Source organism: Rhizobium sp. 01L410, from assembly GCF_056400165.1.
In genome coordinates, this window is sequence record NZ_JBFTST010000001.1 from 759202 (window position 1) to 774880 (window position 15679).

Consider the following 15679-nt stretch of genomic DNA (forward strand, 5'->3'; position numbering starts at 1 on the left):
TTTGGTTGCTGTCAACGTGTGCGGATACGCGGGTCGATGACCGGCGCAATGAGGTCGGCAAGCAGATTGCCGATGACGATGGCGAGCGCCGATGTCAGCGTCACGCCCATGATGATCGGAATATCCACCTGCTGGATCGCCTGCCAGGCGAGCTGGCCGATGCCGGGCCAGCCAAAGACGGCCTCGACCACGACCACGCCGCCCATGAACTGGCCGATGTCGATACCGATCATCGCGATGATCGGCAGGATGGCGTTGGGCAGCGCATGGCGGAAGATGATGCGGCGGGACGACAGACCCTTGGCGCGGGCGGTGCGGACATAATCCTGATTGAGCACGTCGATCATCGCCGAGCGCACCATGCGGGCATACCAGCCGGCGCCGAGAACGCCGAGCGTGGTGGCCGGCAGCACGACATGGGCAAGCGTGCCGTAGCCACTCATCGGAAACCAGCCGAGCGTGACGGCGAAGACGTAGAGAAGCAGCAGCGCTACGACGAATTGCGGGGCGGAGACGCCGACGAAAGAGGCCATCATCACCAGACGGTCGACGAAGCCGCCGCGGCGGATGGCGGCGATCGTTCCGAGCGTCAGGCCGAGGATGACTTCAACGAGGATACCGGCGAGCATCAGCGTCAGCGTGGCCGGCAGGCGGGCGACGATCAGCGTCCAGACATCGGTCTTCTGGGCATAGGAGCGGCCAAGATTGCCGGAGAGCAGGTTGGTCAGATAATGCCAGAACTGCACGAGCAGCGGCTGGTCGAGGCCGAGCTCGTGGCGGATGTTGGCAACCGTCTGCGCCGTGGCGCTGCGCCCGGCGATCATCCGCGCCGGATCGGCGGGAAGCGCATAGAGCAGCACGAAGGTGATGGCGGCAACGCCGAGCAGGATCAGAAACGCCTGGGCGAGGCGGCGAAGAACCAGCAACATCAGTTTCTCCCCCGCTGCGTCGGGTCGAGGATATCGCGCAGCGCGTCACCGACGAGATTGAAGGACAGCGCGGTCAGCAGGATGACGATGCCGGGGAAGAACACCAGCCAGGGAGCCGCCTGGAAGTAGCTCTGACTTTCGAAGATGATGTTGCCCCAGGAAGCCTGCGGCGGCTGGACGCCGATGCCGAGGAAGGAGAGCGTTGCTTCGAGCAGCACCGTCGTGGCGATGCCGAGTGTGCCCCAGACGATCGCCGTCGGCACCAGATGCGGCAGGATATGCATGAAGAGCACGCGCATATGACCGGCGCCGAGCGAGCGTTCGGCCATGATGAAGTCACGCTCGGAGAGGCCACGGGTCTCGGTATAGACGATACGGGCGACCTGCACCCAGTTCACGAGTGCAATGACCATCGCAACGATCCACAGGCTCGGGCGCAGCAGGGCGGCAAGCACGATGGCGAGCAGCAGCGCCGGGAAGGCCATCATCAGGTCGGTAAAGCGCATCAGCACATTGCTGGCGAAGCCTTTGACATAGCCGGCGATGATGCCGACGAAGAGGCCGATCGCCACCGCGATACCGTTTGCCACCAGGCCGATGACCAGCGAGGTGCGCGCGCCATAGAGCAGTCGCGAGAACAGGTCGCGGCCGAGCGTATCGGTGCCGAGCAGGAACTGGCCGCCGGGCGGGAGCGGTGCGCCTTCAAGCGAGAGGCCGTCGAACATCTGATTGTCAGGGTCGAAGGGCGCGATCCACGGCGCGGCGATCGCCATGACGACGACGAGCAAGACGACCACGAGGCCGAACAGCGCCGCAGGCTGGCGCAGCATTTCTTTCAGCACGCGCATCAACCGGCCTCCGGCAGGGGCTCGGCACCGCCGACGATAAAGGCGGCGATCTGCTCCATCGGCAGGCGGCGGCGCATGGCGCAATCGCGCAGGATCGCGTAGGCGCGCTCCTCATCGACCCGGTGTGCGGCCATCAGCTTTTCCACCGCGGCATGGACGAGGGGACGAAGGCGCACGCGCTCTTCGAGATATTGCAGCCGTTCGGCATTGTTCTTGCGTTCCTGATGAATAGAGACGGCCATGACGAGGGCCGGATAGACGGCGGACGTGGCGATCGGTTTGGCGATGATGGCACCGGCGCCCTGTTCCAGCGCCCAGGCAATGCGGCCCGGCGCTTCGGAGCCGAGAAGGGCGACGACGGGGCAGGCCGCTCCCGGATCCTTCCAGGGCAGCAGGTCATCCCAGCCCTGGTCGGCATCGACGATGACGAGATCGGGCAGGTCGGTCGCCGCAAGCGGCGCCCATTGCAGGCTGGTGCGGATGCCGAGCAGCCGGAGCTGACGGATCAGTCTCTCGGTGTTGCTGTCTTCGCGATGGATGATGGCAGCGTGCCAGCCGGTGAAATTCGGGGTTTCTCTCATGAGACCACCCGTAATTTCGGAGAGGTAGGCTTGTTACGGCCGGTCAGATAGGGATCGGCAGCAAGCGGCGGCCGCGATGCCACGACGTCGAAGCCATTTTCGGCATTGATCTGGCCGAGATGGAAGGGCAGCGGCGCATGATGGGTTTCGCGGTCGATGGCAATCGAGCCGAACAGGCTTGGGCGCTGCGTGTCGTAGAGTTCGCGGCGCACGGCGGCCGGTTCGTCGCTGCCTGCGGCGATGATCGCATCGGCGCAGAGCTTGACCGCCGTATAGGCGCTGGCGAAGACGCTCGAAATGCGCCGGTTCGCGCCATAGCGGGCCGCGACACGGATCTTGAAGGACAGGTTTTCGGGTGTCGAGAGATTGTCGAAATAGGAGGCGGCGCAAAGCTGGCCGATTGCCTTGCCGGGTTCGATATCGGCAAGTTCGCATTCCATCAGGTCGCAGCTGACGACGGGGCAATTTTCCGGACGGAAGGCCGGATCGCGCTCGGCAAGCTTGCCGATAGCGGCCAGGAAAGCGTAGCTCGACGGACCGATCAGATTGTTGAGGATGAAGCTCGGGCGGCGCTGCTCGATATCGGCGACGAGACGCTCGACCGCGGTTTCCTCCAGCGGCAGATAGCGTTCGCCAAGCACCTCGCCGCCGGCATTGGTGATCAGTTCGCGGGCCAGCCGGTTCATCTCCCAGCCCCAGACATAGTTGGCGCCGACGAGATAGGGGCGGGTGCCGAAGCGCGGGATCAGGTGTTCGAACAGCGGGATCAGATGCTGGTTCGGGCAGCCGCCGACATAGATGACGTTCTCGTTGGCTTCGAAACCCTCGTAGGGGCACATGTACCAGAGCAAGCCGTCATGCTTTTCGACCAGCGGAATGACTTCCTTGCGGGCGGCAGAGGTGATCGTGCCGACGATATGACGGCAGCCGGCGCGCAGCAACTGGCGCGCGCCTTCCAGATAGGCGGCAAGATCGGCATGCGGGTCGAAGAAGACCGGCTCGATCCTCACCTGGCGGGCGGCGGAAATTTCCGCCAGCGCGAATTCCGCGCCGTCGCGCGCATCCCGTCCCATCGAGCCGTAGGGCCCCGTGGTCGAGTAGAGAATGCCGATTTTCAGCGCGTCGGTCATGCGGAACCCAAAAAACCAAAAACCCCACGACGCGGGCCCATCATCGATGGGGCGTCATGGGGCGAAACTGCCCAGCGACTATCGGAGTCATGTGAATGCGGTATGGCTCGTCTGCCTAATCCGCAGGCTTGAATAAAATACAGGCATCGGATCTTTGTCAAGGCCACAAACGGCGTGTGGCGATCAACAATTTTCGGGCCGGCTCTCGCCGGTGCCTAGAGCGTCGCGGCTGCCCGCGCCGCTTGGTTGAAAGCGCCCGAAATGAAGCGCAGGATGGCGGCAGTTTCGGACAGCGTCTGCTCCGCGGGGCGGGCATTGGCGGTCGGATCGACAAGCAGATGTCGGCGGACGTCTGCATAGGTGTTGCAGGCTTCGGCGCCCTTGTCGGTGATCTTCACGGTCTTTTCTTTGCCGGTGCGGCCCGTCGTCAAGAGGCCTGCGGCCTGGAGCTTGCGGATCGCATAGGTGACCACATGCGTGTCCTCGATATCGAGCACCAGGCAGATATCGGCGAGCTTCTTTTCCCGGTCGCGATGGCGGATCGAGTGAAGGATGAGGATTTCCATCGGCGACAGGCCCGGAAATCCGGCCGCCGCCATGCAGCGGACGATCCAGCGGTCGAAGGCATGCGAGGCGAGGATGAGGCCGTACTCTATCTCCGACAAAGCGGGCGAGCCGCCTTCGGCGAGATGGGCGGAGGAGACGATCGGGCCGAACGAGGTGATGCCGGGAAAGGCGTCAGCACTCATATCCCTGTTTTTGCCGTCAGCCATTTTCGCTCTCCTGCCTTGACGAGAATATGTCGTCATTTTATCGATATTTTATCAACGTGCAATTCCGCAACCCATCTTGAGGACGGTTCAATGCAAGCGACGGATACCAAGCGCTGGGATTTCTGGATCGATCGCGGCGGTACCTTTACCGATATCGTCGCCCGCGACCCCGCGGGCGAATTGCACGCACGCAAGGTTCTCTCCGAAAATCCGGCCGCTTATCGTGACGCCGCGGTCCACGGCATTCGTCTTCATCTCGGGTTGACTGCAGGCGAGGCCATCCCGGCCGGGCTGATCGGCGAAGTGCGGATGGGCACGACGGTTGCGACCAATGCGCTGCTGGAGCGCAAGGGTGAGCGGCTGGCGCTGGTGACCACCAAGGGCTTTCGCGATGCGCTGCGCATCGGCTATCAGGAGCGAAAGAAGATCTTCGCGACCGAGATCATCAAGCCGGATGCGCTGTACGATACGGTTGCCGAGATCGGCGAACGCGTGCTGGCCGACGGAACGGTCGAGTCGGAGCTCGATGAGGCTGAGGCGCGCCATGCGCTGGAGGCCCTGCGCACCGAAGGCTACCGGGCGCTCGCCATTGTCTTCATGCATGCCTACAAATTCCCGGCCCACGAGGCAGCCGTCGCGCGCATCGCCCGCGAGCTCGGTTTCGAGCAGGTTTCGGTCAGTCACGAAGTCTCGCCGCTGATCAAGCTCGTCGGCCGTGGCGATACGACCGTCGTCGATGCCTATCTGTCACCGGTGCTCGGCCGCTATGTGGCGCAGGTTTCCGATGAGCTCGACATCAAGCGCACTGGCGCCCGCGTCATGTTCATGATGTCATCGGGCGGTCTGACCGCGGCCGATATGTTTCAGGGCAAGGATGCCATTCTTTCCGGTCCGGCTGGTGGTGTCGTCGGCCTCGCGAAGACCGGCGAGCAGGCGGGTTTCTCGCGTGTCATTGGCTTCGACATGGGCGGCACCTCCACCGACGTCGCGCATTTCGACGGCGAGTATGAGTGGGCCTTCGAGACCGAAGTCGCGGGCGTCCGCGTGCGCGCACCGATGATGCTGATCCATACGGTGGCCGCCGGCGGCGGGTCGATCCTGCATTTCGAGGACAACCGTTTTCGCGTCGGTCCGGATTCGGCTGGTGCTCATCCGGGCCCTGCCTGCTATCGCAACGGCGGGCCGCTCGCCGTCACCGACGCCAATGTCATGACCGGCAAGCTGCTGCCGGAATTCTTCCCGGCGATCTTCGGGCCGAACCAGGATCAGCCGCTCGATGTCGAGACTGTCCGCACGAAATTCGCCGAACTGGCAGCCCGGATCGGTGACGGCAGGAGCCCGGAAGAAGTGGCCGATGGCTTCATCCGTATCGCCGTCGCCAATATGGTCGAGGCGATCAAGAAGATCTCCGTCCAGCGCGGCTATGACGTTACCCGTTATGCGCTGAACTGCTTTGGCGGCGCCGGTGGGCAGCATGCCTGCCTTGTGGCCGATGCGCTCGGCATGAAGAGCATCCTGCTGCATCCGATGTCCGGTCTACTCTCGGCTTATGGAATGGGCCTCGCCGATATCCGGGCCACCCGCCAGAAGGCCCTCGGCGTTCCGCTCGATGCTGATGCGCCATCGGCGATCTCGGCGCTTTCAGCCGAGCTGCAGCGCGAATGCGCTCCGGAGCTAGAGGCACAGGGCGTTCCGGCTTCTGCCATCGAAACCATTGCGCGCGCCCATGTCCGCTATGCCGGCACGGATACGCTGATCTCGGTCGAAACGCTGTTTCCTGCCGCCGACGATGCTGTGCGACTGCGGGCAGAGTTCGAAAAGCTGCACAAGCGTCGCTTCGGCTTCGTTGCCGAAGACAAGCCGCTGGTGGTCGAGGCGATCGAGGTGGAGACGATTGGTGGTGCGGCGGCGCAGATCGATGTCAGCAACCAGGAGGGCACTGGCGGGGAAGCAGAATCCGCGCGGCGTACGCGCTTCCATTCGCAGGGCGAAGCGCATGACGCGGCTGTCGTTCTCCGCTCTTCGATGCAATCAGGGCAGACCGTGACAGGTCCTGCAATCGTCATCGAGCCGAACCAGACGATCGTTATCGAAGACGGTTGGCAGGCGAAGCTGACGGTTCATGACCATATCGTCTTGACCCGAATCAAGGCGCTGCCGGAGCGCACAGCGATCGGCACCAAGGCGGACCCGGTCATGCTGGAGATCTTCAACAATCTCTTCATGTCGATCGCCGAGCAGATGGGCGTGACGCTACAGAACACCGCCTACTCGGTGAATATCAAGGAACGCCTCGATTTCTCCTGCGCCGTCTTCGACGCCGAAGGCAATCTCGTCGCCAACGCGCCGCATATGCCGGTGCATCTGGGTTCGATGGATGCTTCGGTGGCGACTGCGATCCGCGAGAATCCGGTCATTTACCCGGGTGATGTGTTCCTGATCAACGCGCCCTACAATGGCGGCACGCATTTGCCCGACCTGACGGTCTGCACGCCGGTTTTCGACAACGAAGGAAGCCGCATTCGCTTCTGGGTGGCCAGCCGCGGCCATCACGCCGATATCGGCGGCATTGCTCCGGGATCGATGTCGCCGCTCGCGACCCATATCGAGGAGGAAGGCGTCTATATCGACAATTTCAAGCTCCTCGACCGAGGCCGTTTCCGCGAAGAAGAGCTCGCGGCGCTGCTCACCGGCGCCCGCTATCCGGTTCGCCAGCTGGCGCAGAACGTCAATGATCTCAAGGCGCAGGTGGCGGCCAACGAAAAGGGTGTCGCCGAGCTCGCAAAGATGATCGCGTTGTTCGGCGAGGATGTCGTCGATGCCTATATGGGCCATGTCCAGGACAATGCCGCCGAGAGCGTGCGCCGTGTGCTCGACCGTCTCAAGGACGGCGAATTCAGCTATGAGATGGACCAGGGCTGCAAGATCGTCGTCAAGGTGACCGTCGACAAGGAAAAGCGCGAGGCGACCGTCGATTTCACCGGCACCTCGCCGCAGCGCGCCGACAATTTCAACGCGCCGCAGCCGGTCACCCGTGCGGCCGTGCTCTATGTCTTCCGTGTCCTCGTCGAGGCCGATATCCCGATGAATGCCGGTTGCCTGCGGCCGATCCGCATCATCGTTCCCAAGGGCACGATGCTGACGCCGGAATATCCGGCGGCTGTGGTTGCCGGCAATGTCGAGGTCAGCCAGGCGGTCACCAACTGCCTCTTCGGTGCGGTCGGCGCCATGGCGGCGGCGCAGGGGACGATGAACAACCTGACCTTCGGCAACGCGACCTATCAGTATTACGAGACGATCTGCTCCGGTGCGCCCGCTGGCCCGGGCTTCAACGGCGCGGACGCCGTCCACACGCATATGACCAATTCACGGCTGACCGATCCTGAGATTCTGGAAACGCGCTTCCCTGTCGTTCTGGAGGATTTCCATATCCGCAAGGGTTCCGGCGGCCGCGGAAAATGGTCGGCGGGCGACGGCACGGAAAGGACGATCCGGGCACGTGAAAAGCTGGAATTCGCGATTCTCTCCGGCCACCGCCGCGTGGCGCCCTTTGGGCTTGAAGGCGGGGAGCCGGGCGAGCTTGGCCGCAATGCCGTGCGCCGGAATTCCGGCGCGCTCGATGTGTTGATCGGCAGTGCCCACACGCAGCTGGAAGCCGGCGAAGCCTTCATCGTCACCACGCCGACAGGTGGTGGCTACGGGAAGGCTTGAGGCCGGCGACGGAGATCAGGTACGGGCGCGCTTCAGCGGAACAGCTGAAGGCGTGGCCTGATCGAGCTTGTTATAGGCAGCCTGGATGATGTCGAGATCCGAGGCATGGCCGACGCCTGCCAGATTGTACATGAGATCGCCGACGGCGGTATCGATCCGCGGCGCGCGGACGGCATAGACCTTCTCGACGACGCCTTGCACGGCTTCCGGGTCGCCACCCAGAGCCTGGTAGAGCCCGATGGCCCTGAAGATGAAGGCGTTGCGGCGGTCGTTGATGTCCGCGGTGGATTGGTTGCCGATCAGCGTTTGCATGAGTTCGACGGCTCGGTTCTGATATTCGCTCATCGGGCGCTCAATTTGTCGTTCGTTTGGTCGTTCATCAGGAAAGCGAAAGTCTTTTAATGATGTCTAAATAATGGGTTACGGATATTTGTAGGCGCAATCATAAGGCGTCTAAATTAATAGAATATATAGCCGCAGGAAAAATCGCTTGCCGCTCCGGCCGGACGCGCCTCGCTGTCAAGGCCAGCAATTGCAAACTTCGGCATTGCTTTTTCCAGTTCTGTTTTTTATCGATAATATGACAATGCGAGCGAAGAAGCGGCGAAGACCGCCTTCGCTCCTTCCATGCGCGACATCAAGGGAGGCTTCGACAGATGACCATTTCACTTTCCGGCAAGACCGTTCTGATCACCGCCGCAGGACAGGGCATCGGCCGCGCTTCGGCGATCGCCTTCCAGCAGGCAGGTGCCACCGTACATGCCACAGACATCAACACCGATGCACTGGCGCAGCTGACGGCCGAAACCGGGATCGCGACCCACAAGCTGAACGTTCTCGACGAAGCGGCGGTCAATGCGCTGGTCTCAGAGATCGGCCAGATCGACGTGCTCTTCAATTGCGCCGGCTTCGTCCATGCCGGCTCGATCCTGGAGATGAAGGACGCCGATCTGGAGTTCGCCCTCGATCTCAACGTCAAGGCGATGATCCGCACCATCCGCGCCGTGCTGCCCGGCATGCTGGAGCGCAAGGATGGCTCGATCATCAACATGGCCTCCGTCGCATCCAGCATCAAGGGCGTGCCGAACCGCTTCGCCTATGGCGTCACCAAGGCTGCCGTCATCGGTCTCACCAAATCCGTTGCCGCCGACTACGTGGCGCAGGGTGTCCGCTGCAACGCCATCTGCCCTGGCACCGTCGAAAGCCCGTCGCTGCAGGACCGCATGAAGGCGCAGGGCGATTACGAGACGGCGCGCGCCGCCTTCATCTCGCGCCAGCCGATGGGCCGTCTGGGCTCGCCGGAAGAGATCGCCGAACTCGCCGTCTATCTCGCCGGCGCCACCTATACCTCAGGTCAGGCCTACGCCATCGATGGCGGCTGGACCATTTAATCCGGAAGAAAACCATGACCCGCATCACCGGCCTTCGTGTCTTCGATCTCCGTTTCCCGACCTCGCAGAGCCTCGACGGCTCGGATGCGATGAACCCCGATCCGGATTATTCCGCCGCCTACGTGATCCTCGATACCGATGAGCCGGGTCTTAATGGCCACGGCCTGACCTTCACCATCGGCCGCGGCAACGACATTTGCTGCATGGCGATCAAGGCGATGGACCATCTGGTCGTCGGCCAGGATCTCGAAGCTTTCCGCGCCGCGCCCGGCAAATTCTGGCGTCACCTGACGGGCGATAGCCAGCTACGCTGGATCGGCCCGGACAAGGGCGCCATGCATCTGGCGACCGGCGCCGTCGTTAACGCCTTCTGGGATCTGCTGGCGAAGAAGCAAGGCAAGCCCGTGTGGCAGCTGGTGTCCGAACTTCCGGCTGAGGAGATCGCCGATATCGTCGATTACCGCTATCTGACCGACGTGTTGACCCGCGACGAGGCCGTGGCGATCCTGAAGAAGGCTGAGGCCGGCAAGGCAGAGCGGATCGCGACGCTGAAGGCTGAGGGTTACGCCTGCTACACGACATCGGCCGGGTGGCTGGGTTATGATGACGAGAAGCTTCGCCGCCTCTGCCAGGAAGCAATCGATGCCGGTTTCAACCATGTGAAGATGAAGGTCGGGCGCGATCTTGAGGATGACATCCGTCGCTTGCGGATCGCCCGCGAGGTGATGGGGCCGGACCGCTATCTGATGATCGACGCCAACCAGGTATGGGAAGTGCCGCAGGCGATCGACTGGGTGAACAAGCTCGCCTTCGCCAAGCCTTTCTTCATCGAGGAGCCGACCAGCCCGGACGATGTTGCCGGTCACCGCAAGATCCGCCAGGCGATCGCGCCGGTGAAGGTCGCGACCGGTGAGATGTGCCAGAACCGTATCATGTTCAAGCAGTTCATCGCCGAAGGCGCGATCGATATCGTGCAGATCGATTCCTGCCGCATGGGGGGATTGAACGAGGTTCTGGCGGTGCTGTTGATCGCCGCGAAATTCGACCTGCCGGTCTGGCCGCATGCCGGTGGCGTCGGGCTCTGCGAATATGTGCAGCACCTGTCGATGATCGATTACATCGCGGTGTCGGGCACTAAGGACGGACGGGTGATCGAATATGTCGACCACCTGCACGAACATTTCCTCGAACCCTGCGATATCAGGAACGCGGCTTATATGCCGCCGTCGAAGCCAGGATTCTCGATCGAGATGAAGGCGCAGTCGATCGCCGACTACACCTTCAAGGGCTGAGGAAGAAAACGCGCGCCGCTCAGGCGGCGCGCTGCTCGGTGCCCTGGATGGCGGAAAGCTTCCAGTCGGCGCCGTTCTTGCGAACGAAGGTCCAGACTTCGGTGCTTTCGCTCGAGCGCTGGTCGTCGCCGGAGACGACGCGGCCGCTGTCGCGCTCGACCATCGCGTCGATCGACGAATAGCGCATGGCAAGCGTTGCATAGTCGAGGCCGTCTTCACGCCAGGCTTCTGCAATATCGCCCTGCAGCAGCTTCACGTCGGAGACCCGGTTGCGGACGCCATTGGTGGCGTTCTCGCCAAGCTCTTCGGCCAGATAGGACATCGCTTCCGGCGTCGTCAGCTTGCGCAGCGTGCCGTAGTCCTCGGCGCCATAGGCGGTCTGCACTTCGGTCAGCAGCTCCTCGAACTGATCGAGGTCTGCCTGTGCCAGACCGATCTCGTCGCTGGGGCGCTGGTTGTTGCGTTGCGGAGCCGCGGCGGCCGCACCCGAGCCGATCGTTGGAATGCGGAACGAGCTGTTATTGTTCGACGACATGTTGCTATAGGACGGCCCGCCTGCCGAGCCGTAGGACGGCTGGCGGCGATTGGCAAAGAAGCGCATGGCGAGCGTGATGGCGCCGAAGATCAGCGCGATCTGCAGCAGCAGGCCGAGGAAGCCGAAACCGCCGCCGAAACCATGGCCGAGCATCATGCCGAGCAGACCACCGGCGATCAGGCCGCCGACCATCGAGCGGCCGAAGCCGCCGAACATGCCGCCGGGGCGCTGCGCCGCCACGCCGGGCTGCGCCATCGAAGGCGCCGTCGTCTGCGGCTGGGGTGTCATGGAGCGTTCAACCGGTGCAGCAGGTGCCGGCGCCGTGCGTGTGACCGGAGGAGCCTGGAAGGTGCGTGTGCCACGGCTGCCGAAACTGCTGAACCCGCCGCCCGCACGCCGGGCTTCGGCCTCACCATAGGCAGCAAAAACAGTAGCGCTCGTCAGAACGGCAATCGCCGCAATCTTGGCAAAACGCGAAACGGCACCCGGCATTTCATCTCCTCTCATGCACAACTACGGCATGTTGCAGCCTAATATAGGGGCTCTTCCCGCGATTTGAAGCCAGCCAAAAGTCTATTGGCAGACATCGACCCATTTTGCAGCCGTCAGCTCCGCCAGTCGCCCAGTTTGAATGCGCACCGCCGAATTTGACGAACCGGCGGCGGGTATGACTTCGGCGAATTGTTTGAGCGACGCATCGCAATAAACCGGCAGCGGCGACGGCAGGCCGAAAGGGCAGACGCCGCCGACCGGATGGCTGGTGATTTCGAGCACTTCGTCGGCCCCGAGCATGCGGCCCTTGCCGCCGAACGTGTCCTTGAATTTACGGTTATCCAGCCGCGCCGTGCCGCTGGCGACCACCAGCATGGCCTCGTCGCCGACCCGCAGGCAGATCGTCTTGGCGATCTGCGCGGGCTCGACCCCATGGGCTTCGGCCGCAAGCGTCACGGTCGAAGAACTGGCTTCGGTTTCGATGATGTCGACATCGGGTGCATGGGCGCTGAAAAAGGCGCGGACGGATTCGAGGCTCATGGCGCAAATGCTAGAACAGCGGCGCGCGGAAATGAAGAGGCGGCGTTTCACGATCGCTTGTGCGCTGCAGCGAAAGCATGTTGCTAATCCGGCATATATTCGCTAGGAGAAAACTTGATTATAAAATGAAGGTTTATTTTCCGGCGTCCCCATGACCTTTCAACCGCGCATGCAGAACAGGATCGAAGGCTTCTCCGTGGTTGGCGGCATGAACCGGCGGAGCTGGAATGGCATCGTCGCCGATGTCTGGGATGTCGAGTGCGCGCCCTATGCCGGTGGCTATTATGTCGCCCACGATCCGCGGCTTTTCATTCTGCTCGACATGCGCGGCCCCGGCGATTCACGCGTCAAGCTGACACCGAAGAGCGCAGGAGCCGTCCAGGACACCGTGCGCCGGCCGATCTCCTATGTGCCCGCCGGGATGGAACTCTGGGCCGATCTCGTCGATGTCCAGTTCGTCCGCCATCTCGATATCCATTTCGATGCCGACATCGTCGGACGGCGGCTGATGGAAGATATCGACCCGTCACGGCTTGCCGATGCCCGACTGCTGTTTCACGACGAGCGGGTGATGGCGCTTGCCAATCTGATCGGTGCCGAATGCCTGAACCCGCAGCCGCTACACGATCTCTATGGCGATGGCCTGTGCCTGTCGCTGATCATCGACGTATTGAAGCTGACCAAGGCGCAGCCGCGCAAGCGCAGCAAGCTGGCCACCTGGCAGCTTCGCCGCACCACCGATTTCATTGAACAGAATTGCCTTCGCAACATCAGGCTCGAGGAGCTTGCCAACCTGACCGGGTTGTCGCAATCGCATTTCAGCCACGCCTTCAAGGCCTCGACCGGGATCGCGCCCCATCAGTGGCAGACCAATGCCCGTGTCGAAAAAGCCAAGCATCTGCTTCTGCAGGGCGATTTCAGTCTTCCGGCGATTGCCGCCGAGACCGGCTTTTCCGACCAGGCCCATTTCACCCGCGTCTTCCGCAAGACGACCGGCGCCACCCCGGCGCTCTGGAAGAAGGCTCACGTTGCCTGAAAACCACGCCTCACGAGCATTTGTTTAAAGTGCGGAAATTTGCCCAAGAACGTTCAAATTCCCCGGATCACGACAATCCAGCCCCTTAAATTTGAGTTAAACGCTCATCTTATCAACAAGCTGTTTAGCCGGGTGACTTTGAGGTTTGCGCGGCGCGAGTGGGGTAAGACAATGCGTGGGCAGACCAAGGCTCTCATCTTCAAGACCAACCTCCTGACCGGCGCCGCCGCCATCGGCCTCGTAGCCGCCATGCCGGCGCTGGCCCAGGACGCGACGGCGCTGGCGCCGATCACCATCCAGGGGCAGGCCGGAGCGGCAAATTCCGAGGCGACGGCGACCAGCCCGGTCAAGGGATATGTGGCAAAGCGGTCGGCAACCGGCTCGAAGAGCGATACGCCGATCAACGAGATTCCGCAGTCTGTGTCGGTGATCGGAACGCAGGAAATGGACGATCGCGGTGTCGTCAACAAGGTCGATGAGGCTCTGTCCTATACGCCTGGAGTCAACGCGCAGCCTTTCGGCAATGACGGTGATACGGACTGGTTCTATATCCGCGGATTTGACGCGACCCAGACCGGCGTGTTCATGGACGGCCTCAACCTGTTCAGCTACAGCTTCGGCGGCTTCCAGACCGATCCTTTTATGCTCGAACGCGTCGAAGTGCTGAAAGGGCCCGCTTCGGTTCTATACGGTGGTTCGAACCCTGGTGGTATCATTGATCTGGTCCGCAAGCGGCCAACCGATGAGCCGCTCTACTATACCGATATCGGTATCAATAGTAACGGCAACGCTTTCACCGGTGTTGACCTTTCCGACAAGGTCGGCTCAAGCGACACGATGATCTATCGCCTGACTGGCAAGGTTGCTGGTGGCGACAACTACTCCGACTTTTCGCACGACACGCGCGGTTTTATCATGCCGCAGCTGACGATCGCACCCGATGATGCCACTTCCATCAATATCTGGGGCTATGCGGGAGCGCTCGATCAGGTTCACACCGGCAACGGCTTCTTCCCCTATGTCGGCACTGTCGTCGATGCGCCCTTTGGCAGGATTCCGCGCGATTTCTTCCCGGGCGAACCGGATATCGATCAAGGCAATTACCAGCAACAGATGCTTGGCTACGAGATCAAGCATGAGTTCGACAGCGGCTGGACGGTGACGCAGAACGCCCGCTATGGGCATCTCAACAAGCATGAGGTTGCGCCCTACGCCTATGGTTATGCGAGCCCAACCGAGTTGAATCGCATCAACTTCGAGCATCAGACCGAAGTCAATTCATTCTCTGTCGACAATCGCGCCGAGACCGAATTCGATCTTGGTGAGACGAGCCACAAGCTGATGCTTGGGCTGGACTACAAGTATTTCCAGATCGATCAGGTGCAGGCTGCAAACAGCGCGACGCCGATCAGCGTAACCGACCCGATCTACGGGCTCCCGCAGCCCGCCAATCGCAGCTACATCAATCAGGTCACCACCCAGCAGCAGCTCGGCGCCTATATCCAGGATCAGATCCGCTTCGGTGGTGGCTGGCTCGCGACTTTGAACGGCCGCTACGACTACGTGGACACGAAGACCGACAACGGCCCGACCTTCTGGGCGCCGACGCAAAACAATAGCTACGGGTACGACAAGACGGCCGTCAGCGGACGCGCAGGTCTGGCATATGAATTCGACAACGGCATCACGCCTTACGTCAGTGTCGCCACGTTCTTCAATCCAATCATCGCGACAAGCCTGTCGAACACCATCAAGCCCGAGCAAGGTAGCCAGGTCGAAGCAGGCGTGAAATACGAGCCCACCTTCTTCGACGGGACCATCACCGCATCGCTCTTCCAGATCACCAAGCAGAACGTTGTTGTCACGGATCCCGGTACCACACTGTCCAGCCAGATCGGCGAGGTGCGTTCACGTGGTTTCGAATTCGAAAGCAAGGCGAATATCACAGACGATTGGAAGGCAATCGCTGGCTTCTCCTATACTGATCTCGAAATCACTGAGGACGCTAACACGTCGCTCATCGGCAACTCGCCTTATCTTCAGCCGAAGGTTCAGGCCAGCTTATGGTTGGACTACACGATCCCGCGCGGCGCGCTGGAAGGCGTCAGCGTCGGCGGTGGTGTTCGCTATCAGGGCTGGTCCTGGGCTGATTTTGCCAACACGAGCAAGGTTCCGGGTGCCGCTGTCTTCGACGCCGCTATTCGCTACGAGAACGAGGGTTGGGGAGCGTCCGTCAACGTGACCAATCTCTTTGACAAGGAATACGTGAAAGGTTGCGGCGGCTTGACCACCTGCGGCTATGGCGACGCCCGCACCATCACCTTCAAGCTCAGCAAAAAATGGTAAGTTGACAATCATAGTAAAGTTTTGCACCAAGCAAAACGGCGGGAGGGCTGTGCCCCTCCCGCAGCTGTTTCAGGA

The 15679-nt window shown here is 61.8% G+C and carries 13 protein-coding genes; 5 read left to right on the top strand and 8 right to left on the bottom strand.

Annotation, left to right across the window (positions count from 1 at the left end; genetic code table 11):
• Window positions 1-11 precede the first annotated feature (11 nt).
• The 5 genes from AC1DV9_RS03375 to AC1DV9_RS03395 all read right to left on the bottom strand — a co-directional run bounded on the left by AC1DV9_RS03375 (window position 12) and on the right by AC1DV9_RS03395 (window position 4261).
• The gene (locus AC1DV9_RS03375; RefSeq protein ID WP_477946376.1) at window positions 12-932 is read right to left on the bottom strand and encodes an ABC transporter permease; all 921 of its coding nucleotides are present in this window, start codon (window positions 930-932) and stop codon (window positions 12-14) included.
• The gene (locus AC1DV9_RS03380; RefSeq protein ID WP_112388866.1) at window positions 929-1777 is read right to left on the bottom strand and encodes an ABC transporter permease; all 849 of its coding nucleotides are present in this window, start codon (window positions 1775-1777) and stop codon (window positions 929-931) included. Before AC1DV9_RS03380 ends, AC1DV9_RS03375 begins: the two co-directional genes overlap by 4 nt.
• On the bottom strand, window positions 1777-2358 hold the full coding sequence (locus AC1DV9_RS03385; protein WP_477946188.1) for an ANTAR domain-containing response regulator: 582 nt from the start codon (window positions 2356-2358) through the stop codon (window positions 1777-1779). The genes AC1DV9_RS03380 and AC1DV9_RS03385 overlap by 1 nt, the downstream gene beginning before the upstream one ends.
• Window positions 2355-3488, bottom strand: a complete 1134-nt coding sequence (locus AC1DV9_RS03390; protein WP_477946190.1) for a transporter substrate-binding protein — start codon at window positions 3486-3488, stop codon at window positions 2355-2357. Before AC1DV9_RS03390 ends, AC1DV9_RS03385 begins: the two co-directional genes overlap by 4 nt.
• Before the next feature lie 215 nt (window positions 3489-3703).
• A complete protein-coding gene (locus tag AC1DV9_RS03395) occupies window positions 3704-4261 on the bottom strand; it encodes a winged helix DNA-binding protein (RefSeq protein ID WP_405049554.1) in 558 nt (185 codons plus the stop codon).
• Window positions 4262-4351: 90 nt separating this feature from the next.
• On the opposite strand from AC1DV9_RS03395, the gene AC1DV9_RS03400 reads away from it, so the two are divergent.
• The gene (locus tag AC1DV9_RS03400) at window positions 4352-7972 is read left to right on the top strand and encodes a hydantoinase B/oxoprolinase family protein (RefSeq protein WP_477946192.1); all 3621 of its coding nucleotides are present in this window, start codon (window positions 4352-4354) and stop codon (window positions 7970-7972) included.
• 15 nt (window positions 7973-7987) lie between these two features.
• Here the strand turns inward: AC1DV9_RS03400 and AC1DV9_RS03405 are convergent, their stop codons facing one another.
• On the bottom strand, window positions 7988-8317 hold the full coding sequence (locus tag AC1DV9_RS03405; RefSeq protein ID WP_310290391.1) for a hypothetical protein: 330 nt from the start codon (window positions 8315-8317) through the stop codon (window positions 7988-7990).
• 311 nt (window positions 8318-8628) lie between these two features.
• Here AC1DV9_RS03405 and AC1DV9_RS03410 point away from each other — a divergent pair, with 311 nt between their 5' ends.
• Both AC1DV9_RS03410 and AC1DV9_RS03415 read left to right on the top strand, forming a co-directional pair.
• Window positions 8629-9363: an SDR family oxidoreductase gene (locus tag AC1DV9_RS03410; protein ID WP_477946194.1), complete on the top strand. Its 735-nt coding sequence runs from the start codon at window positions 8629-8631 to the stop codon at window positions 9361-9363.
• Window positions 9364-9377: 14 nt separating this feature from the next.
• Window positions 9378-10655: an L-fuconate dehydratase gene (locus tag AC1DV9_RS03415; RefSeq protein WP_112516457.1), complete on the top strand. Its 1278-nt coding sequence runs from the start codon at window positions 9378-9380 to the stop codon at window positions 10653-10655.
• A 19-nt stretch (window positions 10656-10674) separates the two neighbouring features.
• On the opposite strand, the gene AC1DV9_RS03420 is transcribed toward AC1DV9_RS03415, so the two are convergent.
• Both AC1DV9_RS03420 and AC1DV9_RS03425 read right to left on the bottom strand, forming a co-directional pair.
• A complete protein-coding gene (locus AC1DV9_RS03420; protein ID WP_477946197.1) occupies window positions 10675-11682 on the bottom strand; it encodes a Tim44 domain-containing protein in 1008 nt (335 codons plus the stop codon).
• Between the two features lie 81 nt (window positions 11683-11763).
• Window positions 11764-12222, bottom strand: a complete 459-nt coding sequence (locus AC1DV9_RS03425) for a YbaK/EbsC family protein (RefSeq protein WP_477946199.1) — start codon at window positions 12220-12222, stop codon at window positions 11764-11766.
• A gap of 151 nt (window positions 12223-12373) precedes the next feature.
• Between AC1DV9_RS03425 and AC1DV9_RS03430 the strand changes: the two genes are divergently transcribed.
• The gene (locus AC1DV9_RS03430) at window positions 12374-13258 is read left to right on the top strand and encodes a helix-turn-helix domain-containing protein (RefSeq protein WP_477946201.1); all 885 of its coding nucleotides are present in this window, start codon (window positions 12374-12376) and stop codon (window positions 13256-13258) included.
• Between the two features lie 171 nt (window positions 13259-13429).
• The gene (locus AC1DV9_RS03435; protein WP_477946203.1) at window positions 13430-15604 is read left to right on the top strand and encodes a TonB-dependent siderophore receptor; all 2175 of its coding nucleotides are present in this window, start codon (window positions 13430-13432) and stop codon (window positions 15602-15604) included.
• Window positions 15605-15679: the final 75 nt, after the last annotated feature.

Coding starts and splice junctions, on each gene's coding strand:
- AC1DV9_RS03380 (WP_112388866.1), bottom strand. CDS start 1,777: ATGCGCGTGCTGAAAGAAATGCTGCGCCAGCCTGCGGCGCTGTTCGGC.
- AC1DV9_RS03385 (WP_477946188.1), bottom strand. CDS start 2,358: ATGAGAGAAACCCCGAATTTCACCGGCTGGCACGCTGCCATCATCCAT.
- AC1DV9_RS03390 (WP_477946190.1), bottom strand. CDS start 3,488: ATGACCGACGCGCTGAAAATCGGCATTCTCTACTCGACCACGGGGCCC.
- AC1DV9_RS03395 (WP_405049554.1), bottom strand. CDS start 4,261: ATGGCTGACGGCAAAAACAGGGATATGAGTGCTGACGCCTTTCCCGGC.
- AC1DV9_RS03400 (WP_477946192.1), top strand. CDS start 4,352: ATGCAAGCGACGGATACCAAGCGCTGGGATTTCTGGATCGATCGCGGC.
- AC1DV9_RS03405 (WP_310290391.1), bottom strand. CDS start 8,317: ATGAGCGAATATCAGAACCGAGCCGTCGAACTCATGCAAACGCTGATC.
- AC1DV9_RS03410 (WP_477946194.1), top strand. CDS start 8,629: ATGACCATTTCACTTTCCGGCAAGACCGTTCTGATCACCGCCGCAGGA.
- AC1DV9_RS03415 (WP_112516457.1), top strand. CDS start 9,378: ATGACCCGCATCACCGGCCTTCGTGTCTTCGATCTCCGTTTCCCGACC.
- AC1DV9_RS03420 (WP_477946197.1), bottom strand. CDS start 11,682: ATGCCGGGTGCCGTTTCGCGTTTTGCCAAGATTGCGGCGATTGCCGTT.
- AC1DV9_RS03425 (WP_477946199.1), bottom strand. CDS start 12,222: ATGAGCCTCGAATCCGTCCGCGCCTTTTTCAGCGCCCATGCACCCGAT.
- AC1DV9_RS03430 (WP_477946201.1), top strand. CDS start 12,374: ATGACCTTTCAACCGCGCATGCAGAACAGGATCGAAGGCTTCTCCGTG.
- AC1DV9_RS03435 (WP_477946203.1), top strand. CDS start 13,430: ATGCGTGGGCAGACCAAGGCTCTCATCTTCAAGACCAACCTCCTGACC.